Below are 19,553 nucleotides of genomic sequence, written 5' to 3' on the forward strand. Positions count from 1 at the left end.
GTTTAGTAATGGAGATTATCCGCGATAAAGAGTTTGTCAATCAGTACCATTTTGACGCCCGTAATAAAGAGTGGGAAAAGGAGAACGGTGTCCCAACCACCAAAATCAAGGTTGACTTTCAACTTTTAGAAAGAAGTCAAGAGAAAAATACCACAACTCTAGTCAATATCCTACGTTTCATGATTGTCTTGGAGCACCATGTGATTTCGGGTGCATTTAGCCAGCGTGTGCAATTGGTTGATCGCCTGGTGCAAGAACCATCAGAATTTACAGCAGAAGAGAAACATACTTTGGTAGAACCACTTTTGGATATCTTAAAACGAATGACATACGATGTGACAGAAATCGCATTCGATGCACCTGGTGTGAACTTGGAGTTTTAATCAATGAAATTAGCAATTATCACGGATTCTTCAGCAAGCTTGACCTTTTCAGAAAGTCAAAAGAACAATCTTTTTGTCCTTACGATTCCCGTCACCATTGATGGTGAATCCTATGTTGAAGGTTTGAATCTAACGGTTGAAGAATTTTACGAGAAAATGGCCCAATCCAAAGATTTGCCAATGACTAGCCAGCCAAGTTTGTTGGAATTGGAAGAGATTTTGGCAAGTTTGAAAGAGCAAGGGTACAGCCATGCCATTGGTCTCTTTTTGTCATCAGGTATTTCAGGCTTCTATCAGAATATCCAGTATTTGAAAGATGAATTTGACGGTTTAACAGTTGCCTTTCCAGATACCAAAATCACTTCAGCTCCTTTGGGAATGATGGTGGAAAATGTGCTTAAATGGGCAGAAATAGGCTTGGATTTTGAGACTATTTTATCAAAACTAGATCAGCAAATCCAAGCAACCAAGGCCTTCATCATGGTCGATGACCTCAATCACCTCGTAAAAGGTGGCCGTCTATCAAATGGTGCTGCCTTATTGGGAAATTTGTTGAGCATCAAACCCATTCTTCATTTTACTTCCGAAGGAAAAATTGAAGTTTATGAAAAAGTTCGGACGGAGAAAAAAGCGATCAAGCGCTTGATTGATATTCTCCAAGAAGAAACCGCCGAGGGGCAATACCAGATTGCTATTATTCATGCCAACGCACCTGAAAAGGCTGAAAACTTTAAAGTTCAATTGGAAGAAGCGGGTGTCGGTAGCGATTTACCAATCGTGTCATTTGGATCGGTCATTGGTACGCACTTGGGAGAAGGGGCTGTGGCCTTTGGTATTTCTCCCATTATTGAATAGGAGTTTGCATGACAATTAAGGTAATTATCGCAGGATTTAAAGGAAAAATGGGCTCAACGGCTGTTGAGATGGTCAAAGGTGACGCAACACTCAGTCTGGCTGCCTTGGTGGATCCATTTGCGACAGAAACAGAAGTGGACGGAGTTCCTGTTTTCAAGACCAAAGAAGAAGTTGCCAGCCTAGAAGCGGATGTCTGGGTGGATTTTACAACGCCAAAATTTGCCTATGAAAACACCCGTTTTGCCTTGGAAAATGGCTTCGCACCTGTGGTTGGAACGACAGGATTTACCCCTGAAGAAATTGAAGAATTAACCGTCTTGTCTGCTGAGAAGGGTTTAGGTGGCTTGATTGCTCCTAACTTTGCTATTGGCGCTATCTTGCTCATGCAATTTGCAGCACAGGCAGCCAAGTATTTCCCAAATCTTGAAATCATCGAATTACACCATGACAAGAAGAAGGATGCACCGAGCGGAACAGCTGTCAAAACGGCTGAACTCATTTCCCAAGTCCGTCAGTCACAGGCTCAAGGTGCAACAGATGAAGAAGAATTGATTGCTGGAGCTCGTGGGGCAGAATTTGACGGCTTCCGTATCCACTCAGTACGCTTGCCAGGTCTCGTTGCTCATCAGGAAGTGATTTTTGGGGCACAGGGAGAAGGCTTGACCATTCGTCATGACTCTTACGATCGCATTTCCTTTATGGGCGGTGTCAACCTCGGCATTAAAGAGGTGGTCAAGCGCTCACAACTCGTTTATGGTTTGGAACACTTATTATGAAATTAAACAATCTGCCTTCTGAATTTCAGGAGGCTTTGCCGATTTTAGAGAAAATTAAAGCAGCAGGCTTTGAGGCCTATTTTGTTGGCGGCTCCGTACGTGATGCCATTCTCGGTAGGCCTATTCATGATGTCGATATTGCGACATCCAGCTACCCTCAGGAAACGAAACAAATCTTTTCACGGACTATTGATGTCGGAATTGAACACGGTACGGTGCTAGTATTAGAGGGGAAAAAGGAGTATGAAATTACCACCTTTCGGACGGAAGAAGAGTATGTGGACTTCCGCAGGCCGAGCCAGGTTTCTTTTGTGCGTTCCTTAGAAGAAGATCTCAAACGCCGCGACTTCACGGTCAATGCCTTTGCCCTTGATGAGGAGGCACAGATTGTCGACCTCTTTGATGGGATGACCGACTTAGAAAACCGCACCCTACGAGCTGTAGGCATCCCGGCTGAGCGTTTCAATGAAGATGCCCTCCGTATCATGCGTGGATTTCGCTTTGCGGCGACCTTGGACTTTGAGATTGAGCAGACGACCTTTACAGCTATGGTTGAAACCGCAACGCTCTTGGAAAAAATCTCCGTGGAGCGTAGCTTTATCGAGTTTGATAAACTCTTGATGGCGGATTTTTGGCGAAAAGGCTTGCGCGCTATGATTGATTCCAAAGCTTATGATTTCTTGCCTGATTTAGCTGGAAAAAGTGATGAATTAGAGACCATGCTAACAAGTCTGACAGAGGAATTTCGCTTTTCGACTTCTGAACAAGCTTGGGCCCTGCTCTTTGTCTGCCTAGGTATTGATAACATCAAGTCCTTCCTGAAAAAATGGAAAACCAGCAATGATTTCCAACGCAGCGTGGTCAAGTTGGCAGAGATTTACCAGCTCCGCCAAGCAGGACCTGTCACTAAACAAATCTGTTTCAAGTATGGCAAAGAATTCTTATACTTGGTAGAGGAACTTCGTCAGGCACAAGGTCTTGTTACAGATTTTGCAGCAATCGATAAGATTGACCAAGCCTTGACTATCCACGACAAGCATGAAATTGTTGTCAATGGAGGACATCTGATGAAGGCATTTGACCTCAAACCAGGTCCAGTATTGGGAGAACTACTCAAAGAGGTGGAATTCCAGATTGTGGAAGGACAGCTGGAAAACGAAGAGCAAGCGATTATGACATTTGTGAAAGGAATTTTAGAGAATGAGTGATTTTATCGTTGAACACCTGACTAAATCTGTCGGAGATAAAACGGTCTTTGCTGATCTGTCTTTCATCATCCATCAAGGCGACCGAATTGGGATTATTGGGGTCAATGGTACAGGAAAGACGACGTTGTTGGATGTTCTGTCAGGTCGCATCGGTTTTGATGGAGACGTGTCGCCTTTTCGCACTAAAAATGCCTATAAAATCGCCTATCTGACCCAGGAACCTGATTTTGATGAAAGTAAGACGGTTTTAGACACCGTTCTTTCATCTGACCTCCGTGAAACCCAGCTGATTCGTGAATACGAGCTGCTCTTATCTCATTACGATGAAGCCAGTCAAGCAAGACTGGAGAAAGTCATGGCAGAGATGGATTCTCTCAATGCTTGGGAGATTGAAAGCCAGGTCAAGACTGTCTTGTCGAAACTCGGTCTAACAGACCTCGACAAAACTGTTGCTGAGTTATCAGGTGGTCTACGTAGACGAGTGCAATTGGCCCAAGTTCTCCTTGGCAATGCTGACTTGCTCTTGCTGGATGAACCGACTAACCATTTGGATATTGATACTATTGAGTGGTTGACGACTTTCTTGAAAAACACTAAAAAGTCAGTTCTCTTTATTACCCACGACCGCTATTTCTTGGACAATGTGGCGACACGGATTTTTGAATTGGACCGCGCCAGCTTAACCGAATATCAGGGAAATTACCAGGACTATGTTCGCTTGAAGGCAGAACAGGACGAGCGAGATGCCGCCCTTCGCCATAAGAAAGAGCAGCTCTACAAACAAGAGCTGGCTTGGATGCGCAGACAACCTCAAGCTCGTGCTACCAAGCAACAGGCCCGTATCAATCGTTTCCATGACCTCAAAGGCGATTTAGCCAATAAGATAGACGATAGCGAACTGGAAATCAACTTTGAAACTTCGCGGATTGGTAAAAAGGTTATCAATTTTGAAAATGTCAGCTTTTCCTATACAGACAAGCCGATTTTGACTGACTTTAATCTGCTGATTCAAAACAAGGACAGGATTGGTATTGTCGGAGATAATGGTAAAGGAAAATCTACCTTACTCAATCTAATTGCAGGTGATTTGCAAGCAGACAGTGGTAAGGTAGATATTGGTGAAACCATCCGCATCGGTTATTTTTCTCAGACTATCAAGGGCTTGGACGAAAGCAAGCGTGTCATCAATTTCTTGCAGGAAGTGGCAGAAGAAGCTAAGACGACATCTGGTATGGTTTCTATCGCAGAACTCTTGGAGCAATTTCTCTTTCCACGCAACACCCATGGTACCCTGATTGAAAAATTGTCTGGTGGGGAGAAGAAGCGGCTTTACTTGCTGAAGATTCTCTTGCAACGACCCAATGTTCTCTTACTAGATGAGCCGACTAACGACTTGGACATAGCGACTCTGACAGTCTTGGAACATTTCTTGCAGGGCTTTACTGGTCCAGTCATTACCGTTAGTCACGACCGTTATTTCCTAGACAAGGTTGCGACCAAAATCCTGGCTTTTGAGGAGGGCGGTATCGAGACTTTCTTTGGCAACTACACAGACTACCTGGATGAGAAGGCCTTTCTGACTTCCAGCTCTGCTATTTCTCCGGAAAAACCAAAGGAGAAAATCGAGAAGGTCAGGGAGAACAAGAAGCGAATGTCCTATTTTGAGAAGCAGGAGTGGGCGACCATCGAGAAGGATATTTCTGGCTTGGAGGAGCGGATTGCGGAAATCGAGGCAGAAATGCTAACCTGTGGCAGTGATTTTACAAAATTGTCCGATTTGCAGAAGGAATTGGATGAGAAAAACGACCTGCTCTTGGAAAAATATGAGCGGTATGAGTATCTGAGCGAGTTGGAGGGCTAGATGAAAGTTCTTGTCATGTCATATATGGTCATCTATCTCTTGGTGACCTTGGGAGCGGCTTTGTTTAGCTATCTAAAGACCAAAAAGATGAATACTTTACGCTTGATTTTTACGGTTTTATCCATGCTATTGTTGGCTGTCACGCTTTATTTTTACAGTCAGTCTTATCATGATCTTCAGATGGTGGGATTTGCTATGGGCTTTACCTTTATCTCCACCCTCTTTCTCTACAATGGAACCAAGGAGGGCAGCAATTTTACCGCTGTCATGCTCTTTTCCGTCGGCCGCTTTATCTTGCATATTCAATTTTTAGTTTTGCTCTATCTATTCAGATAGGGTAAAAACTTGTTTGTCCGTACAAATTATGAAAAGGCTTTACGCAAACCTTTGCATTGTGCTATAATAAAGAAAATACATTTGAGGTGATGATTATGTCTAAAAAAATTATCGGTATTGACTTGGGTGGTACATCTGTTAAGTTGGCGATTCTTACGACTGATGGTGAGATTCAAGAAAAATGGTCTATCAAGACAAATATTTTAGATGATGGAAGTCATATTGTTCCAGATATTATTGAAAGCATTCTACACCGCTTTGAAACTCATGGCTTGACAAAGGATGATTTCTTGGGTGTTGGTATGGGTTCGCCTGGTGTCGTTGATAGCGAAGCTGGTACTGTTATCGGTGCCTATAACCTCAATTGGAAAACCTTACAGTTGGTTAAAGACCAGTTTGAATCTGCCCTTGGTTTGCCATTTTTCATCGACAATGATGCCAATGTTGCAGCCCTTGGTGAGCAATGGGTTGGTGCAGGAAACAATAATCCAAACGTTGTCTTTATGACCCTTGGTACAGGTGTCGGTGGTGGCGTTATCGCTGCAGGAAACTTGATTCGCGGTGTCAAAGGTGCGGGTGGTGAATTAGGTCATATCACAGTTGACTTTGATGAGCCATTTGCATGTACTTGTGGTAAGAAAGGTTGCTTGGAAACCGTGGCTTCTGCGACAGGTATTGTCAACCTCAGCCGTCGCTATGCTGATCAATACGCTGGCGATGCAAAACTGAAACAAATGATTGATGATGGGCAAGATGTAACGGCTAAAGATGTCTTTGATTTGGCAAAAGAAGGCGATGATTTGGCTTTGATTGTCTATCGTCACTTCTCAGAATACCTAGGTGTTGCTTGTGCAAATATTGCTGCAGTTCTCAATCCTGCCTACATCGTTCTGGGTGGCGGTGTGTCAGCAGCAGGAGAGTTCTTATTGGATGGTGTTCGCAAGGTCTTTGCTGAAAATAGCTTCCCACAAATCAAGGAAAGCACGCAAATTGTCTTGGCAACACGTGGTAACGATGCAGGTGTGCTAGGTGCCGCTTCACTTGTATTAAAATAATTGTTAGAAGCAGGGGGAACCCTGCTTTTTTAATTCCGTTGTCACAGTGTTTCTATATAAATATATTGAAAAATAGAGTTTGATGCTTTAAACTAGATAGAGAAAGGAGTGTTGACTCATGAAAAAAGTAAATATGTCAAAAGTAACGGATTATCTGACAATACTTGGTTTGTTGATTTTGTTATCTGCCTTTTTCCTTGATAACTGGATTCGTGACTGGTTTTTCCCATCGAGTTGGGGCTCCGTATCCACCATGATGATCTTGCCCTTGCTTGGGGCATTGATTCTCATCTTGTCGCTTTACTATAAAAAACTTTGGACGGGCATTACCAGTATTCTATTGATTATTTCTTTCCCTTTGTTCTTTGGATTGGGCTATTTTCTCTTCGGTCCCTAGAAGGAGTTTCTCATGAATGTGACACTATTAAAACGGCTAAACTTAGTCTTGTATAGCCTTGCAGCTTTTCTCATCGTCTTACTATTTTTACCAGTAGGTCAATGGTTTGATATTGTAAATGTGAATTTCAAACTAGCATTTTTCATCATTCCCTTTTTCGGTCTTGCTAGTTTACCAACGGCTATTTACACTAAAAATGTTCGTCAGATATTGTTGAGTATCGTCTTAGTTGCCTTGTATTTTATACTGTTCAGCCTAGTAACTGCCCTTTCTGGTTTATTCCAGCTCAATCTCTACCCCTTGCTCTATAAATGAGAACGTCAGTTGAAAACTGGAGTTTTTACGTAGAATTTGCTATACTGAAACCATGACAAAAGCAGATAGTATTTTTAAAGAAAACATTCGTAAGATTTTGGCAGAGGGCGTTTTTTCAGAAAATGCTCGCCCGCGTTACAAGGATGGAAATGTCGCTAATTCCAAGTACGTTACAGGTGCCTTTGCTGAGTATGATTTGTCTAAGGGCGAGTTTCCTATTACAACACTTAGACCTATTCCAATTAAGTCGGCCATCAAAGAAATTCTCTGGATTTACCAAGACCAGACCAATGATTTGTCGGTTTTACAGGAAAAATACGGTGTCCAGTATTGGAATGACTGGGAAGTTGAGGGAACTGGAACCATTGGCGAACGCTATGGGGCTATCGTGAAAAAGCATGACATCATTTCAAAAATCCTCAAGCAATTGGAAGAAAATCCATGGAATCGCCGCAATGTGATTTCTTTGTGGGATTATGAAGCATTTGACCAATCTGCAGGTCTCTTGCCATGTGCCTTTCAGACCATGTTTGACGTTCGACGAGTGGATGGGGAGATTTATCTAGATGCAACTCTAACTCAGCGGTCAAATGATATGTTGGTTGCCCATCATATCAATGCGATGCAGTATGTAGCCCTTCAGATGATGATTGCTAAACATTTTGGCTGGAAGGTTGGGAAGTTTTTCTATTTCATCAACAATCTTCACATCTATGACAATCAGTTTGAACAAGCTGAAGAATTGCTCCGTCGTACACCATCTGAAGTAGAGCCTCGTTTGGTACTCAATGTCCCAGACGGAACAAACTTTTTTGATATTAAGGCAGAAGATTTTGAGTTGGTGGACTACAATCCAGTTAAACCTCAATTGAAGTTTGATCTTGCTATTTAAGTTGTAGGCTGTTTTCCAACAGCCTATATCTCCAACCTCTACCTCACTTCTTTTATTATAAGCTCGGGCTAAAACAGTCTATTCCCAGACTGTTTCACTTTCCCAGACAGTTTGAGCAATTTAAATTTGACTTGGTGATTTAAAATGAGGGTGCTTTCAGTATCCCTTCTTTCCAATTTCCACTACATTTGTTTCGTGAGTGATGGTGACTGCTAGAAATTATTTTTGGATATACTTGTTTAGATTTTACTAAAACTTTGCGCTTGTCCCTACTTGGCAAGTGCATTTTTGTTGGAAATTTGATAGAATGGTAGAACGAGAAAGTGAGAGGCTATGACAAAGAAAATTTCAGCTATTTGGGCTCAGGATGAGAAGGGCTTGATTGGGAAAGAGGGGCGTTTGCCTTGGTCTTTGCCAGCAGACTTGGAACATTTTAAGGCAGTAACATCTGGACATGCTATGGTTATGGGACGATTAACGTTTGATGGTATGGGCCAGCGGGCGCTTCCGAATCGTCAGTCCCTAGTCTTGACGAGAGATGAAGACTATCAATTTGAACATGATAGGGTGGCGATTTTCCACTCAGTAGATGAAATTTTAGATTGGTACAAACAGCAGGATCAAAACCTCTATGTGATTGGAGGTAGTCAAATTTTTTCTGCATTTGAACCATTTTTAGACCAGGTCATAATGACCGATATTCATGGGCAATTTGAAGGCGATGTTTATTTCCCAAAGGACTTTGATTGGTCAGTTTTTGAGGAGAAAGAGTCGCTTTTTCGTGAAAAAGACGCTGCCAATACAGTGGACTTTACAATTCGAGTATTTGAGAGAAGAGTGAGTTAATGCAGAAGAGTTTATTTGGGCTTTTTACAGCCTTTTTGTGTGGAATATGTGTACTCTGTTCCTTGCAAGCCATGCAGAAAAGACGGTATGGACTTGCAGCCTTATTTATGCTGAATGCTTTTACAAATCTAGTCAACAGCATTCATGCCTTTTATGGCTTTTTGTTTTAAGAGAAATATGAAATGTTGAGGTAATCATGGCTGTACAAACAGAATTTATCCATTGTTCTTTCTGTGGGAAGAATCAAGAAGAAGTAAAGAAAATTATCGCAGGTAACAATGTATTTATCTGTAACGAGTGTGTGGAATTAGCACAAGAGATCATCCGAGAAGAACTAGCAGAAGAAGTGCTAACTGACTTGGCAGATACACCAAAACCCCAAGAGTTATTGAATATCTTGAATCACTATGTAATTGGTCAAGATCGTGCCAAGCGTGCCTTGGCAGTAGCGGTCTACAACCATTACAAACGCATCAATTTCCAAGATAGCCGAGATGAAGATGATGTGGACTTACAAAAATCCAATATTTTGATGATTGGTCCAACTGGATCAGGGAAAACCTTCTTGGCTCAAACCTTGGCCAAAAGTTTAAATGTTCCCTTTGCCATTGCGGATGCAACAGCCTTAACAGAAGCAGGTTATGTTGGTGAAGACGTGGAAAACATCCTCTTAAAATTGCTTCAAGCCGCGGATTTCAACATTGACAGAGCTGAACGAGGCATTATCTATGTCGATGAAATCGATAAGATTGCTAAAAAAGGTGAGAATGTTTCCATTACTCGTGATGTCTCAGGTGAAGGCGTTCAGCAGGCATTATTGAAAATCATCGAGGGAACAGTTGCTAGTGTACCTCCACAAGGTGGCCGTAAGCATCCAAATCAAGAAATGATTCATGTTGACACTAAGAATATTCTGTTCATTGTCGGCGGTGCCTTCGATGGGATTGAAGAGATTGTGAAGCAGCGTTTAGGTGAAAAAATTATCGGATTCGGTCAAAACAATCGTGCAATCGATGAGAAAGAATCTTACATGCAGCACATTATCTCAGATGATATTCAAAAATTCGGCATTATTCCAGAATTGATCGGTCGCTTACCTGTCTTTGCTGCTCTCGATCAGTTGACCACTGAAGATTTGGTGCGCATTTTGACAGAACCTAAAAATGCCCTTGTGAAACAATATCAGACCCTTCTTTCTTACGATGATGTGGAATTGGAATTTGACCAAGACGCACTTCAAGCGATTGCTGAAAAAGCCATCGAACGAAAAACTGGTGCGCGTGGTCTTCGCTCAATTATTGAAGAAACTATGCTGGATGTCATGTTTGAAGTACCAAGTCAAGCAGAAGTCAAGCGTGTACGTATTACCAAAGAAGCAGTTGACGGGACAGACAAGCCACTCTTAGAAACTGCATAATTCAGTCAGTTGGTTTCCAACTGACTTTCTTTCAGAAAGGAATCCTATGGAAATCAATACCCATAAGGCTGAGATCTTGCTCAGCGCAGTCTCAAAAGCTCAATACCCACAAGATGATATGCCAGAAATTGCTTTGGCAGGTCGATCCAATGTCGGAAAATCTTCATTCATCAATACCTTACTGGGGCGAAAAAATCTAGCCCGGACATCAAGTAAGCCTGGTAAGACCCAGCAACTAAACTTTTATAATATTGATGATAAACTCCGCTTTGTCGATGTCCCAGGCTATGGCTATGCCAAAGTTTCAAAAACAGAGCGTGCAAAATGGGGCAAAATGATTGAGGAATATCTGACCAGTCGAGAGAACTTGCGTGCAGTTGTGAGCTTGGTTGATATGCGCCATGATCCGTCAGCAGACGATGTACAAATGTATGAATTTCTCAAATATTATGAGATTCCCGTGATTATTGTCGCAACAAAAGCAGATAAAATCCCACGAGGAAAATGGAACAAGCATGAAGCTGCCATTAAGCGGAAACTGGACTTTGAAAAGTCGGACCGCTTTATTGTCTTTTCATCTGAAACCCGACATGGCTATGATGCGGCTTGGGAGGCTATTTTAGATTATTTATAAGAATTTCTAATCAATTTAGAAATTCTTTTGTTTTTTTGAAGAAAATCCTTGCAATAGCGAAGAAGATATGATAAGATGAATAAGGTTTGAAAAAACTGACCTAAGACAGTAGGGGAGCTGGACTCATAAAGATCCTACCGAGGCACAAAACGATTATTGAGATAAACGTATTTGTACTTTCGTGTCTAGGTTTAGGTGCGATTTTTTTGTGCCTAGCCCAAAATAAAAACGGAGGTAAACTAAATGAGTGAAGCTATTATTGCTAAGAAAGCGGAATTAGTGGACGCTGTTGCTGAGCAAATGAAAGCAGCTACATCTATCGTTGTAGTTGATGCGCGTGGTTTGACTGTTGAACAAGATACTGTTCTTCGTCGTAACTTGCGTGGCGAAAACATTGAGTACAAAGTTATCAAGAACTCAATCTTGCGCCGTGCTGCTGAAAAAGCTGGTCTTGAAGGACTTGTTGAATTGTTCGTAGGACCATCAGCTGTTGCATTCTCAAACGAAGATGCAGTAGCACCAGCAAAAGTTATCTACGATTTTGCTAAAACTGCAGATGCTCTTGAAATCAAAGGTGGTGCAGTAGAAGGTAAAGTTTCTACTAAAGCAGAAATCGAAGCCCTTGCTACATTGCCAAACCGCGAAGGAATGCTTTCTATGCTCCTTTCTGTACTTCAAGCACCTGTACGCAACGTTGCATACGCTGTCAAAGCAGTTGCAGAAAAAGAAGACGCAGCTTAATGCGTCAATCCGTAGCCTGAGGCTACAAACAAACATTATTTATTTATAAAAAATTTGGAGGAAATCACAATGGCATTGAACATTGAAAACATTATTGCTGAAATTAAAGAAGCTACAATCCTTGAGCTTAACGACCTTGTAAAAGCTATCGAAGAAGAATTTGGTGTAACTGCGGCTGCTCCTGTAGCTGTTGCTGCAGCTGGTGGTGCTGCTGAAGAAGCTAAAGATTCATTCGACGTTGAATTGACATCTGCTGGCGACAAAAAAGTTGGCGTTATCAAAGTTGTTCGCGAAATCACTGGTCTTGGTCTTAAAGAAGCTAAAGAACTTGTTGACGGCGCACCAGCTATGGTTAAAGAAGGCGTTGCAACTGCAGAAGCTGAAGAAATCAAAGCTAAATTGGAAGAAGCAGGCGCTTCAGTTACTCTTAAATAATCGAGTTTCCAAGCAAAATGAAAACCTATCACTTAATGTGGTAGGTTTTTTCTTTTGAAATTTTCGGACAGTCTTGAAAATTTTTCCAAATATACCATATTAGTATATTGTTATTTTGTTTTCTCTGGTTTATAATAAAAGTACAGCGCTTACATAAAACAAAACATATTGAGGAGGGTATGGTAAAGCTAAGGCGCAAGCAATTTATTAATCATGATTTATACGGAAAGGAACATCTTTGATGAGTAAACATTCGAAAGATTTGTTCGATAAACGCTATCGTTATTCGATTCGTCGTTTTAGTGTCGGTGCGGCTTCAGTTGTTATCGGTTGCTTACTATTTGGGACCAATGTACAGCAAGTTCATGCCAATACTGCAGAGCTAGAAACAACTAGTCGATCTGCTGAAGAAGGGGCAGGGCAGGCGGAATCGGATCAAGCAACAGAAAGCCAACCTACAGAAACCAATTCTGTGAATGGCGAAGAATTGTCCGAAACACCGGTAGCAGAAGTAGTTGCCAGTGACCAAGACCAAGAGCAGACTGCTGTTTCTGTGTCGCTTGTTCAGATTGATCAAGCCAACAGTACGGCAACTTCTCAGAATGGTCAAGATACTGTCAACAAAGCCTTTGACGGAAATCCAGCGACCTATTGGCAATCAGCGGAAAACAATCCAAATCAAGTCAATACAGAAGCTAATCCGCAGTATTTGGTGGCAAAATTAACAGAGCCTGGTTTGATTTCTTGGGTGGAATATACACCGCGTCAGTTTGTTGCCAACGATGTAACGGGCAATATTAAAAAGTTGAAACTTTTTGTCAGCTCGGACAACCAGAACTGGGAGCCCATCATTCCTGTTTCAGTTGCAAATGATGCTGGTACAGTTGGCGAGGATCATTCTGTAACCATCACACATGGTACACAAACTAGCTTGATCAATATCACTCCTGTTCTTGGTCAATATGTACGCTTGCAGGCCTTGTCAACAGAACATTGGCAGGAAGCTAATCGCAATAAGATGGTGACAGCAGCTGAGTTTCGTCCAGTTGCACTGAAAATTGAGAAAAGCTCAGAAACTGCACAAGTAAGTGTTGAACGGATTGCCATTGACAAGGAAAATAGTAGTGCAACCTCGCAAAATGGTCAGGATGTTATTGGAAAAGCCTTTGACAGTAATCCAAATACCTATTGGCAGTCCAATGAAGCTAATGCAAGTGATCACAATACCGCAAGCAATCCTCAATATTTGGTTGCGAAACTTGCCGAATCTGGTTTGATTTCATGGATTGAATATACTCCACGTCAACATCCAAATGACCAGGTGACAGGAAATGTCCGTCGTCTGCGATTAGAAGTGAGTTCTGACAATCAAACCTGGACGCCAATTGTACCTGTGTCTGTTGACAATGGCTATGGTACTGTTGAAGCCGATCATAGCGTCAGTCTAGTTCATGGTACTCAGACAAAGGTCATTCATATTCAACCAATTGAAGGGCAGTATGTCCGCCTTCAAGCTATTGAATCGGAGCATTGGAACACGGCTAATCGCAATAAGATGGTAACAGCTGGTGAGTTCCGTCCAGTGGCCTTTAAAGTAACGGTTTCTGAAGCTACAGTTGAGCAACCAGTCGAAACGCCAGTTGTATCCCAACCAAGCAATGACGAGACACCTGTAAGCAATCAACCAACAGCTGAAAATACTGAAGAAACAGGCAATCAACCTACAGCTGAACCTACAAGTGAAGCAACTGGCTTAGAAGCCTTGATTGCAGAAGTTGAACTTGCGGTAGAGACAGCTGGAAACGATGAAATTGTAGAATTGGCTCTCCAGTACATTACAGCAGCGCAAGCAGCTCAGGATGGTGGTGATGAAGCAGCTTTGACAGTTGCAGAGCAACAATTGAGAGAATTGTTAGAGTTAATCAATAGTGGTGAATTGATTTCTGAGTCGAGTGAAGCGGCATCTGACAATACAGAAGCGCCAGCACAAGCTCAGCCAGAAAGTTCAGCTGATGTAGCCGTTGCTGAAAATCAAGATATTGTCATCGAAAACAACTTCATCAAACAAAGCTTGAAGGTTGAAAATGGCCGTCTTCGAACAGAGTTCTTAGAAAATAAAATCAACGATAATGAACGCTTGACCTTTGCGGCGGAGTCCAAAGAATTTACTATCACCTTTGCAGCGCCAGCTTTGCCAGAATACATCGCCTTGTCAGATGATCGTGATAGTTGGACCGTAACAACGAATTCACATGCAAAAACAGCAACAGCTACTGATGAAGGTCCTGCCAAACTTGCCTTAGATGGTAAACTGGATACAATCTGGCATTCTAACTACAACGGATCAGGCGGAACTGGTCCAACCAATGCTTTCCCATACCAAGTTGATCTTGGATTTGCTGAGGCGAAAACAGTTAAATCCTTCGTCTATGTGCCACGCCAGAATGGTACAAACGGAGATGTCAGTGGCTATAAACTCTATTATAAGACTGAAGAGAATGGTTCTTTCCAACTGGCTAAAGAAGGTAGCTTTGCGACCTTTACAAGCAAGACACCACAGATTATCGAGTTAGAGACTGCTATTCAGGCAAAAGCCATTCGATTTGAAGCTATCAGCTCGCAAAATGGTCAACGCTTTGCTTCTGCAGCTGAGTTTGATATATCAGATAAGACTGCAGCTGAGATTACATCGCATTGGGCTGGTATTCGTGCTAAGCACCAAGAGTTGTTGACAAGACACGAAGCTCAGGCTCAAGTATCGACTGCTAACTTAACCGTCAAAGTCAATGGTATCACACGGTCAACAGCTGATGGTGTTCAAAAAACCATCGTAGAGTTTAATAACTTTACTTACCAAGGAACTGAGTATCAAGTTCGTTATGTCATTGAATTGCACAATGATGCTCACTTCCTTCAAAAATATTTAGAATTGAAACCAGTTGATGGGCAAGAAGCGCATCACCCGATTGCAAGTATTGACCTCCAGTCTTATAAACTTCAGGGAGATGAAAAAGTTTGGAAACTTCCTCCTCAAGCCAATATTGCTGAGATGGCGGGTTACAATAGTTTCTATGCTGGATTAGGACAGCCTGTTTACCTCAAATCCTTCTATACAGGTGCAAACTTCCCTCTAGCATGGAACTCAATTAGTGATGATAATGTTGTCTTTTCACGGTATTATTCTGGAAAATCACTAGATCAGCAAGCTAAATCAGAGGATGGCTACTATCGGACTTGGAATACGGTCATCGGTGTGGCTCGTTCCGATGATTATCAAGTATTGCAACAGGATTTCTACAAGTATATTGAAAAAGTTGGTCAAAAAACGTATTACCGTACCCAGTACAATTCTTGGTTTGACCATATGCTCAACATCAATGCCAAGAATATTCAAGAGTCCTTCAATGAAATTGAACGCGGCTTTACAAATGGTGGCGTTGCTCCGCTTCATTCCTTCGTAGTGGATGATGGTTGGCAGGATATGGCGACTCTTTGGGACTTTAACCAAAAATTCCCGAATAAGCTGTATGATTCTAGCAAGCAAGCACAACGTTTTGGATCAAACTTTGGTCTCTGGGTTGGTCCGCAGGGTGGTTATTCTCAACCAGGTACCCTTGCAGACAACTTGGTAAGACAAAATTTGGCTTCCAAACATGGTGGCGTTGTCTATATTGGTGACAACCGTTATGTTGAAGGGATGCGTGGTGTCTTCACTGGTTACGAGGAAAAATTTGATATCAACTACTGGAAACTAGATGGTTTGCTCTTGAGTCCACGTTCGGATACGGATCCTGAAAACTACATCGGTGGCGGCTTTAGAAATATGTACTCTATGACCGAAGCCCATGAGCGTTGGATCAGTCTGTATGAGTCGATTCGCGAACACGCCACAGATCCAGATCAGATGTGGATTAACTTGACCTCTTATATTCCACCATCACCATGGTTCTTGCAATGGGTGAACTCCATCTGGATGCAAAACGCTGCGGACGTTGACTATCAGGATCATACTAAACGAGGGGAATATGCCAACCTTGATTTCGGTAATGATGCAAATGAAGCCATTACCTATCGTGATGACCGCTATGAAGAGGTTGTAAATCTGCGGAAGTGGCAGTTGCCATTTGCCAATATCTATAATCACGACCCAGTTTATGGGAACACAGCCCATACAGCTAAACGTGAAAGTCCAAATGGCGCATTCCGTCAGCCAATTCGCTTCTCTACAGATGATTTGAGAACATACCTTTACATGTTAGGCACTCGTGGAACTGGTTTCTGGGAATTCTATTATTCATACAACATGATGGATGAAGAGAAGTGGCAGGTGAACGGTGAAGCTGTCAACTGGATTGAGTCAAACTTTGAAACCTTGAAAAATGCACGTTTCCACGGTGGTAAACCAGGACATGGTCAAGTATATGGTTACTCTGCTTGGGATGAAGAAAAAGGGATTTTATCAATCCGTAACCCAATCCCAACCACTCAAACCTATCGTGTGACCTTGGACCGTCTGGTTGGTGTACTAGAAGGTACGAGCAATATGCACCGTAAGATTGTTCTCGGTGATAGCCGCCACAATTCAACGGAATTGATGAACTATGGTCAAGAATTTGAAATTACGCTCAATGGTTATGAAACGGTTATCTTCGAGTTTTCTAAGACAGCAGACACAGAATCCGCTAAAGTTTACAAGGCAAATGTAGATGCTCAAAATACTGTTCGAGTACAGTTTGATGAGCGTGTGTTTATCGACAATGCTAGCTTCCAAGTGAATGGACAAGTAGTTGAAGCTCAACTTCAGGCCGACTATAGAACAGTTCTTCTAACCTTGCCAAGCAATCTATCAGATCGTGAGTCTGTAACAGTATCCTATACCGGCGTCAAAGATGCTGCTGCAACTGCCAATATTTCAACTGGACAGATCCAACTTCGTGCTTATGATGGTGGTCGAATTTTGAATAGCAGTAGCCCATCTCTTGGAACACCAATTGAAAATGATGGTATCAAGGGTCGGGGTGAGTTTTCAGTTACGGTCAAAGCAAATTTGAACCGCCTGAATCAAGTATTGGCTAGCCAAGAAGATAACTGGACCCTTTCAGTTGATGAAACAGGTCGAGCAGTCTTCAATGTCAAAGGTTTGGAAGTCAAATCTGCTCCATTTGTAACCCTGAAAGCAGACGACAAGGGCAGACCAGATCAATTGGTAGAAACTGGCAAGGATGTGACGATTACAGCTGTCCGACAAACCAACGGTAGCCTTCGCATCTATGTGAATGGTGTACTTCATGCGACAGCTTATGACAAGGCGAAAATCAATGAAGAGCTGGATTATGCAACTGTTCGAATTGGTACTGAAGGTTTTGACGGTACTATCCATCGCATGATTTTAGAAAATAAGGCACGTGATTTTGAAACGGCAGTAGCAATTGCGACGGAATTGACACCAGTTCCATTTGATCGTGATTTGCGCTCTGCTTTGACCAATAAAACTGCTACTTCACATGATGCTGGTGAAAATGCTGTTGCTGGTTCAGCAACGGATGGTAGCTTGTCAACCTACTGGGCATCGAATCCAAGCAATCCAAATACACGCACGCCGCAATATCTGGAATTGACCTTCGATCAAGCGCAAACCGTTGATAAGGTGACATACTACGGTCGTCAAGTAGCAAATGCTGTTGGTAATGCTAAGAAAGCCTACTTAGAATATACAACCGATGGCACAAGTTGGCAGCGCCTTGCTTTGACCAATGGGAATGAAGATAATACCAAGAACTTGGATGCAGCTATTTTGACTGGTCAAGAAATTACCTTTGCCTCAACTTCAATGAAAGCCTTGCGCTTCTATGCTAGCGAGACTGCCCATTGGAATACGGGAAGTGTCAATACAGTTGTAGCTGTAGCTGAATTGGTACCATCTATCATGACGGTTCCTACTGCAGAAGTTCCATTAGACTTTACCTACCTGAAAAATGTCCTTGCCAGTGGTGCCGCGCTTTCAGCTGAAAATTATACACCTGCATCCTTTGCTCCTTTGTCAGAAATCCTTGGACAAACATCAGAATTGTTGGCTTTAGATTCCCAAGAAGAGATCGACCAAGCGACTGCTGAAATTCGAGGCATCCTATCTGAACTTGAAGCAGCTAGCCAAGATACAGGTGCTACAACCGAAGCACCAGGCACAGGTGGCACAACCGAGACACCAGGTACAGGTGGCACAACCGAAGCGCCAGGTACAGGTGGTACAACTGAAGTACCAAATCCAGGTGAGAAGCCTGTTGCCTTGAACACTAGCGCCTTAGCTGATCTCTTGGCTCAAACAGAAGCCTTGGAAAATCTGACTGAAAAACAAACTCAGGAATTGGAGGGGCTAATTGAGGCTGCGGATGCTGCCCTAGGTGGAACAGACCAAGCAGCAGTTGATGAAGTAGCAAGCTTGATTGAAGATTGGTTAGCATCTTTGAACACCTCAGGTACTAGTGCAACTCCAGATACAGGTGGTACAACTGAAACTCCGGACACAGGTGGCACAACCGAGACACCAGGTACAGGTGGCACAACCGAAGCACCAGGCACAGGTGGCACAACCGAGACACCAGGTACAGGTGGTACAACAGAAACACCAGATACTGGGAATACAGGCGAAACTCCAACACCATCTGAAGAAACAGAAGCCCCTAACTCAGGTCTATTGACTGAGGAAGTGGTCTTGGTAGATCCAGCTACTGGTATTCGTGTTCGTCTAGAAGCAGGTGAAAGCGACCAGATTGTGAAAGTAGCTGTCACAGAATTACCAGAATCTGTGGAACGTGATACTGATTTCTATGATATTGTCTTGCTTGATCAAGCAGGCAAGGAAGTAGCACCAAGCAAGGATACCTTGGTTGTACTCCCAATCAAAGCAGACAAAGAAGTTGAAGCCGTTCAATACCACAAGGAAGATGGCAGCGTAGAATCACTGGCCTTCACAGAAACCCTTGTTCAAAATGAAGACGGTACCAGCTTCCCAGCCGTAGTATTTGTTGCAAAACACTTCAGTATCTACGGAGTTGTTTACGTCGAAACTGCCAAAGGACCAGGTCTAGTTAATGAAGGGCCAGCAGCCTTTGAAGGTGGTTTGGTACCAAACCAAGCGCCTAAACAGGTAGCCTTGCCCGCAGCTAGCTTGCCAACCAGTCAAAAAGAAGGCAGCAAGTCTGATGCCAAAACACTTCCAAACACAGGAAGTCAGGAACAGATGGCGATGACTGTCTTAGGAACTGTTGGACTATTAGCAGGTCTAGGTCTAGCAAGTCGACGCAGACAAAAGAAATAGACAGAAAGAGAAGGAATTTCCTTCTCTTTTTACTTGAATAAGGCAGTGACTCTTGTTATACTATTTTTAGAAAGGTGATGTAAA

General features: G+C 42.6%; 16 protein-coding genes and 1 other annotated feature. All 16 genes read left to right on the forward strand.

Annotated elements, in window-relative coordinates; all coding sequences use genetic code 11:
* The first annotated feature begins 8 nt into the window (after nucleotides 1-8).
* The 16 genes from PXH68_RS04315 to PXH68_RS04390 all read left to right on the forward strand — a co-directional run bounded on the left by PXH68_RS04315 (nucleotide 9) and on the right by PXH68_RS04390 (nucleotide 19,469).
* Entirely contained in the window at nucleotides 9-383 is a 375-nt protein-coding gene (locus PXH68_RS04315; protein ID WP_158454812.1) for a DUF1149 family protein, read from the forward strand.
* A gap of 3 nt (nucleotides 384-386) precedes the next feature.
* Nucleotides 387-1,238, forward strand: coding sequence for a DegV family protein (locus PXH68_RS04320; protein ID WP_248027962.1), 852 nt, complete (start codon nucleotides 387-389; stop codon nucleotides 1,236-1,238).
* 8 nt (nucleotides 1,239-1,246) lie between these two features.
* Nucleotides 1,247-2,014, forward strand: coding sequence for a 4-hydroxy-tetrahydrodipicolinate reductase (gene dapB, locus PXH68_RS04325; protein WP_248027960.1), 768 nt, complete (start codon nucleotides 1,247-1,249; stop codon nucleotides 2,012-2,014).
* Nucleotides 2,011-3,222: a CCA tRNA nucleotidyltransferase gene (locus PXH68_RS04330; protein ID WP_248027959.1), complete on the forward strand. Its 1,212-nt coding sequence runs from the start codon at nucleotides 2,011-2,013 to the stop codon at nucleotides 3,220-3,222. The genes dapB and PXH68_RS04330 overlap by 4 nt, the downstream gene beginning before the upstream one ends.
* Entirely contained in the window at nucleotides 3,215-5,083 is a 1,869-nt protein-coding gene (locus tag PXH68_RS04335) for an ABC-F family ATP-binding cassette domain-containing protein (protein ID WP_248027957.1), read from the forward strand. The genes PXH68_RS04330 and PXH68_RS04335 overlap by 8 nt, the downstream gene beginning before the upstream one ends.
* Nucleotides 5,084-5,419: a hypothetical protein gene (locus PXH68_RS04340; protein ID WP_248027955.1), complete on the forward strand. Its 336-nt coding sequence runs from the start codon at nucleotides 5,084-5,086 to the stop codon at nucleotides 5,417-5,419. It abuts the gene before it with no gap.
* Nucleotides 5,420-5,514: 95 nt separating this feature from the next.
* Nucleotides 5,515-6,474, forward strand: a complete 960-nt coding sequence (locus PXH68_RS04345) for an ROK family glucokinase (protein WP_205030706.1) — start codon at nucleotides 5,515-5,517, stop codon at nucleotides 6,472-6,474.
* A 118-nt stretch (nucleotides 6,475-6,592) separates the two neighbouring features.
* Entirely contained in the window at nucleotides 6,593-6,871 is a 279-nt protein-coding gene (locus PXH68_RS04350; RefSeq protein ID WP_158454827.1) for a hypothetical protein, read from the forward strand.
* 12 nt (nucleotides 6,872-6,883) lie between these two features.
* Entirely contained in the window at nucleotides 6,884-7,186 is a 303-nt protein-coding gene (locus PXH68_RS04355) for a hypothetical protein (protein WP_248027953.1), read from the forward strand.
* A 52-nt stretch (nucleotides 7,187-7,238) separates the two neighbouring features.
* Nucleotides 7,239-8,078, forward strand: coding sequence for a thymidylate synthase (locus PXH68_RS04360; RefSeq protein ID WP_248027951.1), 840 nt, complete (start codon nucleotides 7,239-7,241; stop codon nucleotides 8,076-8,078).
* 333 nt (nucleotides 8,079-8,411) lie between these two features.
* Nucleotides 8,412-8,924: a dihydrofolate reductase gene (locus PXH68_RS04365; protein ID WP_248027949.1), complete on the forward strand. Its 513-nt coding sequence runs from the start codon at nucleotides 8,412-8,414 to the stop codon at nucleotides 8,922-8,924.
* Between the two features lie 196 nt (nucleotides 8,925-9,120).
* A complete protein-coding gene (gene clpX, locus PXH68_RS04370; RefSeq protein ID WP_158454837.1) occupies nucleotides 9,121-10,341 on the forward strand; it encodes an ATP-dependent Clp protease ATP-binding subunit ClpX in 1,221 nt (406 codons plus the stop codon).
* 46 nt (nucleotides 10,342-10,387) lie between these two features.
* A complete protein-coding gene (gene yihA / locus PXH68_RS04375; protein ID WP_248027947.1) occupies nucleotides 10,388-10,975 on the forward strand; it encodes a ribosome biogenesis GTP-binding protein YihA/YsxC in 588 nt (195 codons plus the stop codon).
* Between the two features lie 81 nt (nucleotides 10,976-11,056).
* Nucleotides 11,057-11,191 (forward strand) — a sequence feature (ribosomal protein L10 leader region).
* A gap of 27 nt (nucleotides 11,192-11,218) precedes the next feature.
* The gene (gene rplJ, locus PXH68_RS04380) at nucleotides 11,219-11,716 is read left to right on the forward strand and encodes a 50S ribosomal protein L10 (protein ID WP_158454841.1); all 498 of its coding nucleotides are present in this window, start codon (nucleotides 11,219-11,221) and stop codon (nucleotides 11,714-11,716) included.
* 69 nt (nucleotides 11,717-11,785) lie between these two features.
* Complete coding sequence (gene rplL / locus PXH68_RS04385; RefSeq protein WP_002936483.1) at nucleotides 11,786-12,151, forward strand: 50S ribosomal protein L7/L12; 366 nt, start codon at nucleotides 11,786-11,788, stop codon at nucleotides 12,149-12,151.
* Between the two features lie 241 nt (nucleotides 12,152-12,392).
* The gene (locus tag PXH68_RS04390) at nucleotides 12,393-19,469 is read left to right on the forward strand and encodes a discoidin domain-containing protein (RefSeq protein WP_248027945.1); all 7,077 of its coding nucleotides are present in this window, start codon (nucleotides 12,393-12,395) and stop codon (nucleotides 19,467-19,469) included.
* Nucleotides 19,470-19,553 lie beyond the last annotated feature (84 nt).

Source organism: Streptococcus sp. 29896 (genome assembly GCF_032594915.1).
Lineage (GTDB): Bacteria > Bacillota > Bacilli > Lactobacillales > Streptococcaceae > Streptococcus > Streptococcus suivaginalis.